Consider the following 5743-nt stretch of genomic DNA (forward strand, 5'->3'; position numbering starts at 1 on the left):
GGGGGGGGGGGGGCGGGGGGGGGCGCGGGGGGGGGGGCGGGGGGGGGCCCCGGGGCGCCCCCCCGGGGGGCGGGGGGGCGCCCGAGGGGAGGAGGGGAGGGGTGGGTGCGCGGGACCTGGTTCCCGGTGCCGCGGTCGCGGGTGGGCGGTCAGGCCTCGTAGGCGAGGAGGCCGGCCAGGGCGGCGAAGGCGGTGGCGAAGGTGCGGCGCAGGGTGGTGGCGACGCCGGGGCGGGTGGCGATGTGGGTGCGGAAGGCGGCGGCGAAGCGGCCGTAGAGGGCGAAGACGACGAACGTCAGGGCCATGAAGACGGCGCTGAGCTCGACCATCGGCAGCCAGGCGCCGGCCCGGTCGGTGTGCACGAACTGGGGGAGGAAGGCGAAGAAGAAGAGGGTCAGCTTGGGGTTGAGCAGGTTGATCGCGACGCCCTTGGTGATCACCTTGAGGGCCGGGACCTCGGGGGCGTCCTCCTCGACGGTGAGGGCGCCCTTGTCGCGCAGGGTGGCCCAGGCCATGTAGAGCAGGTAGGCGACGCCCGCGTACTTGACGGTCTGGAAGGCGGTGGCGCTCGCGTTGAGCAGGGCGGCGAGGCCGGTGATGGCGGCGATCAGGTGCGGCACGATGCCCAGGGTGCAGCCGAGGGCGGCGACCAGGGCGGCGCGGGTGCCCCGGGCGAGGCCGGCGGCCACGGTGTAGAGGGCACCGGTGCCGGGGGTGGCGACGATGACGAGCGAGGTCAGCAGGAAGCTGATGCTCATGGCGCTCCTTCGGGCTGAGGCGGAGTCAGGTCCGGTGGGCGGGGCGGTCGGTCGCCCACGACGCTACCCGGTCGGGCGGCCGACCGGGCGGGGGCGAGACGGTGGGCCTTCGGGCGGGGTGGCGGCGTCTCACCGCAGGCGGGGCGGTGGACGGGGAGGGCGGACGGGGAGCGGCGAGGAGCGGCGAGGAGCGGCCGCGGGCGGGTGCGAGGGACTCTCACCGAAGGGAGGAGCTGGAATCTGTGAGTTCGTCAGCAACGCTTTTGGGAAGGGGAGTTGCCTTAAGGGAGCCATTCGAGAGGTGTAGACCTTATGGTCTAGTCCTTAATGGTCTATACCCTTGACGGGTGCACGGTCCGGTGGAACCGTACGAGGCAGCCCTACAGCGGGGCCCTCCCCAGGCATGCCGTCTCCGCGCTCCCCCACTGCACCGAGCCGGCGTGTGGATGCCCGCCGTGGGTCGATCGTTCATTCCTCGTCGAAAGGACCGATCCACCATGCATGTGCCCTCCACCAAGCGCGGCTTGGGCGCGGGCCTGGCCACCGTGCTCCTGCTGGCCGGCGTCGCGGCCTTCGCAGGCGGCAACTCGGCCGCAGCCGATCCGAACACCACCAGCGCGGTGAGTGCCGGCCCGGCCGGCTTCACCCAGGCGGTGCCGGCCGGTCAGCCCTCGCAGTACGACCAGCCGCTGGAGCGTTGCGCCAACGGCGTCAACTTCCCGATCAGCGGCGCGAACCCGGTGCTCAGCGAGCCGGTGACCACTCAGTTCGCCAGCAACGTCGGGCTGTCGGAGTACGTCACCTTCAGCGGCAACCAGTACTACGGCGACTGGCAGTTCGTCTTCACCAACACCACCTCGCAGGTGCTCTCCACCGACTGTGCGGTGCTGGTCTTCCGGGCGCCCTCCGGCTCGGACAACCACGGGTACACCGCGACCCAGCAGTACGGGCACCCGCAGCAGGACTACCTGGAGGTGCCGCGCGGCGACGGAACCTCCTTCTACATCGCCCGGATCGACTTCCACGACGTGCCGCTGGCGCAGCGTCAGGTCGCGCCCGGGCAGTCCTTCACCTACTCCCTGGGTGGGGCGCCGAACTCCGCGATCACGCTGACCCAGATCCGCGACTCGCTGAAGTTCACCGCCGACCTGGACCTCAAGGCCAACCAGGCCCTGGTCCAGCACTACGGCACCAACCGCCTGACCAACTGACGGCCGGGTCGTTCCCAGGGGTGGGAGGTCGGGTCCGGGGTGGTGGGCACCCCGGGCCCGATCGGCCTGCGCGGAAACGGAGTGGGAGGACGAGGTGACAGTGCTTCGGGCAGCGTGGCCGGTCCGCGGCGCGGTGCTGGCGGCGATGGCGGCCGTGCTGCTGCCGACCGCGGGCTGCGGGACCGGCAGCAGGGCGCCGAGCGCCGCGCCGGTGGCGCCGCAGCCGCAGACCCTGCAGGCGGAGGCGGTGGCCCGCCAGGAGTTCGGGCTGCTGGCGGGCGGCGGCTGGGCGTCGGCCTGGGGATTGTGGCCGGCCGGCGCGCAACAGGCCATCGGACAGGACGACTTCGTGCGGCTGAACACCGAGTGCAAGCCGCAGCTCGGGACGCCGTACCTGGTGGACCGCAGCACCAAGCTGGACGACGTGACGGTGCGGGTGGACTGGCACCGGGACGCGCAGACCGGCAGCAACACCGTCGTGTACCAGGACGGCAAGTGGCGGTTCGTGCCGGACGACGGCGCGCTGGCCGACTACCGGCTGGGCGTGGACCAGTTGGTGCAGCGCCGACGGGCGGCGGGTGACTGCCGTTGAACGGGCTGGTGCCACGGGGGCGGAGGGCCCGGGAGACGGGCGGGGTGCGCCGGCTGCGGCAGGTCGCGGTGGTGCTGCTCGTGCTGTGCGGCCTGGCGCTCGGGACGGCGGGACCGGCTGCGGCGCACGCCGGGCTGGTGACGGCCTCGCCCGCCGACGGGTCGGTGTTGGCGGGCGCGCCGCCGCAGGTGCGGCTGGTGTTCTCGGAGCCGGTGACGCTGCGGCTGGCCTCGGTGCGGGTGATCGGACCGGACGGGCGCCGGGTGGACACCGGGGCGCCGGTGGCGGGGGACGGGGACGCACTGCTGGAGTCGCTGGCCGCCGGCGGGCAGCAGGGCACGTTCGTGGTGCAGTGGCGGGTCACGGCGGCGGACGACGGGCACACCACGGCGGGCGTGCTCACCTTCTCGGTGGGCGCCCCGAGCCGCAACGCGGCGCTGGGCGCGGGCGGCCGGTCGGACCGGAGCACCGAGGCCGTGCTGGACCTGGCGGTCTGGCTCGGCTTCGCGGGGCTGGCGGCGATGGTCGGGTTCGCGGCGGTGCGGCTGTACTGCCTGCCCGTCGGCGGAGCGGTGGACGGACTGCCCGTGGATCCGGTGGCGGACGCCCTGCCCGCGGATCCGGCGGAGGACGGGCTGTCCACGGCGGCGGCGGACGCCCTGCCCGCGGAGCCCGCAGCGGCCCGCCCGTCCGCGGCCCCGGTGGCGGACGGCGCCGGTGGACCGCACCCCGCCCTCGCGCGGCTCCCCGGCGCCGGCTGGTCGGCGCTGCTGCTGGGCACCCTGCTCCAGCTCTTCGCGTACGGCCCGGCCACCCAGGGCGAGTCGCTCGCCCACCTGGCCGACCGCCCGCTGCTCGCCGCGACGCTCTCCGGGCACCAGGGCCAGATGCTGGTCGGCCGGATCCTGCTGCTGGCCCTGACCGCGACCGTCGGGCCCCCGCTGCTGCGCCGCGTCGGGACGGTGGCCCGGGCGGGTGCCGTGCTGCTGACCCTGCTGCTCGCGCTCACCTGGGCGGAGACCAGTCACGCGGCCGGCGGCACCCTGGTGCCGCTCGCCCTGCTGGCCACCACCCTGCACGTGACCGCAATGGCGGTCTGGGCGGGCGGGGTCGGCACGCTGGCGCTGCTCGCGGTGCGCGCCGGTGCGGGGGCGCAGCTCGCCGCCGCGGCCGCCCGGTTCTCCCGCCTGGCCGTGGCCGCGGTGGCGCTGCTGGCGGTGACCGGGGCCTGGCAGGCGTTCCGCGAGGTGGGCAGTCCGGCGGCGCTGACGGGTACTCCGTACGGTCGGCTGCTGCTGGCGAAGGTCGCGGTGCTGGCGCTGGTGCTCGCCGCGGCCGCCGTGGTCCGCGGCCGGGTGCGCCGGCCGGCGGCCGGCCCGGGGGTGCGGCGGGCGGTGCTGCTGGAGCTGGCCGGGGTGACGGTGCTGCTGGTGCTGACCGTGGTGATGGTCGGCACCGCCCCGGCCCGGCCGGCCACCGCCGCGGGCCGCCCGCAGTCCACCGTGACGATTCTCACGACGGCCGCCCCCGGGCTCGCCAACTGAGCCGCTTTGGGCCGGTTTTCCACTCCGGCCGGTGCCCGTTCGGTGACGATCCGCAGGTCCGGCGGGTGGTCGGGGGTGGGAGGGGCCCTCGGCGCGGAAACCGGCGCCGCTAGCATGAGGGCACCCTCCATTACCTCGAAAGATAGAGCTGTGACTGTCAACGACGACGTGTTCACGAACTGGAAGCACCGCGAGGAGATCGCGGAGTCGATGATTCCGGTCATCGGCAAGCTGCACCGCGAGAGGGACGTGACCGTCCTCGTTCACAGCCGTTCGCTGGTGAACAAGTCCGTGGTCAGCATCCTCAAGACCCACCGCTTCGCCCGCCAGATCGCCGGCGAGGAGCTCTCGGTCACCGAGACCATGCCGTTCCTGGCCGCGCTGACCGAGCTGGACCTGGGCCCGTCCCAGATCGACATCGCGATGCTCGCCGAGACCTACAAGGCCGACTCGCGCGGCCTGTCGGTCGCCGAGTTCACCGCCGAGGCCGTCTCCGGCGCCACCGGCGCGAACAAGGTGGAGCGTGCCGAGGGCCGCGACGTCGTGCTCTACGGCTTCGGCCGGATCGGCCGCCTGGTCGCCCGCCTGCTGGTCGAGAAGGCCGGTTCCGGCAACGGCCTGCGGCTGCGCGCCATCGTGGTGCGCAACGGCGGCGGCGAGGACCTGGTCAAGCGCGCCTCGCTGCTGCGCCGCGACTCGATCCACGGTCAGTTCCAGGGCACCATCACGGTCGACGAGGCGCGCAACACGATCGTCGCCAACGGCACCGAGATCAAGGTGATCTACTCCGACGACCCGACCACGGTCGACTACACGGAGTACGGGATCAAGGACGCCATCCTGATCGACAACACCGGCCGCTGGCGGGACCGTGCGGGTCTCTCCAAGCACCTGCAGCCGGGCATCGCCAAGGTCGTGCTGACCGCCCCGGGCAAGGGCGACGTGCCGAACATCGTGCACGGGGTCAACCACGACACGGTCAAGCCGGACGAGCAGATCATCTCCTGCGCGTCCTGCACCACCAACGCGATCGTCCCGCCGCTGAAGGCGATGGCGGACAAGTACGGCGTGCTCCGCGGCCACGTGGAGACCGTCCACTCGTTCACCAACGACCAGAACCTGCTGGACAACTACCACAAGGCCGACCGCCGCGGCCGCTCGGCACCGCTGAACATGGTGATCACCGAGACCGGTGCCGCCTCCGCGGTCGCCAAGGCGCTGCCGGACCTCAAGGCGAAGATCACCGGCAGCTCCATCCGGGTGCCGGTGCCGGACGTCTCGATCGCGATCCTCAACCTGCAGCTGGCCGGCGAGGCGGACCGCGAGGAGGTGCTGGAGTACCTGCGCAACGTCTCGCTGACCTCGTCGCTGCGTCGCCAGATCGACTTCATCGACTCGCCCGACGCCGTCTCCAGCGACTTCATCGGCTCGCGCCACGCCTCGATCGTGGACGCCGGCGCGACCAAGGTCGAGGGCGACAACGCGATCCTGTACCTGTGGTACGACAACGAGTTCGGCTACTCGTGCCAGGTGATCCGGGTGGTCCAGCACATCTCCGGCGTGGAGTACCCGACCTTCCCGCGTCCGGCCGTCTGAGCCACGGCGCGCACCGCCCGCGGGCGGTCAGCACGGTGTGAA

General features: G+C 73.2%; 5 protein-coding genes. 4 read left to right on the top strand and 1 reads right to left on the bottom strand.

Features of this window, described 5'->3' with window-relative positions:
• Nucleotides 1–149 precede the first annotated feature (149 nt).
• A complete protein-coding gene (locus tag ACFW1A_RS37525; protein ID WP_380417609.1) occupies nucleotides 150–758 on the bottom strand; it encodes a LysE family translocator in 609 nt (202 codons plus the stop codon).
• 497 nt (nucleotides 759–1255) lie between these two features.
• Here ACFW1A_RS37525 and ACFW1A_RS37530 point away from each other — a divergent pair, with 497 nt between their 5' ends.
• The 4 genes from ACFW1A_RS37530 to ACFW1A_RS37545 all read left to right on the top strand — a co-directional run bounded on the left by ACFW1A_RS37530 (nucleotide 1256) and on the right by ACFW1A_RS37545 (nucleotide 5701).
• The gene (locus ACFW1A_RS37530) at nucleotides 1256–1969 is read left to right on the top strand and encodes a hypothetical protein (protein WP_380417611.1); all 714 of its coding nucleotides are present in this window, start codon (nucleotides 1256–1258) and stop codon (nucleotides 1967–1969) included.
• A 94-nt stretch (nucleotides 1970–2063) separates the two neighbouring features.
• The gene (locus ACFW1A_RS37535; protein WP_380417613.1) at nucleotides 2064–2561 is read left to right on the top strand and encodes a hypothetical protein; all 498 of its coding nucleotides are present in this window, start codon (nucleotides 2064–2066) and stop codon (nucleotides 2559–2561) included.
• Nucleotides 2562–2605: 44 nt separating this feature from the next.
• Nucleotides 2606–4105, top strand: a complete 1500-nt coding sequence (locus tag ACFW1A_RS37540; protein WP_380417615.1) for a copper resistance protein CopC — start codon at nucleotides 2606–2608, stop codon at nucleotides 4103–4105.
• 150 nt (nucleotides 4106–4255) lie between these two features.
• Nucleotides 4256–5701 carry a glyceraldehyde-3-phosphate dehydrogenase gene (locus ACFW1A_RS37545; protein ID WP_380417617.1) on the top strand — a complete coding sequence of 482 codons (1446 nt, stop codon included), beginning with the start codon at nucleotides 4256–4258 and terminating at the stop codon, nucleotides 5699–5701.
• Nucleotides 5702–5743: the final 42 nt, after the last annotated feature.

Origin of the sequence: Kitasatospora sp. NPDC058965 (assembly GCF_042741245.1) — a bacterium.
Classification (GTDB): domain Bacteria; phylum Actinomycetota; class Actinomycetes; order Streptomycetales; family Streptomycetaceae; genus Kitasatospora.

Coding starts and splice junctions, on each gene's coding strand:
- ACFW1A_RS37530 (WP_380417611.1), top strand. CDS start 1,256: ATGCATGTGCCCTCCACCAAGCGCGGCTTGGGCGCGGGCCTGGCCACC.
- ACFW1A_RS37525 (WP_380417609.1), bottom strand. CDS start 758: ATGAGCATCAGCTTCCTGCTGACCTCGCTCGTCATCGTCGCCACCCCC.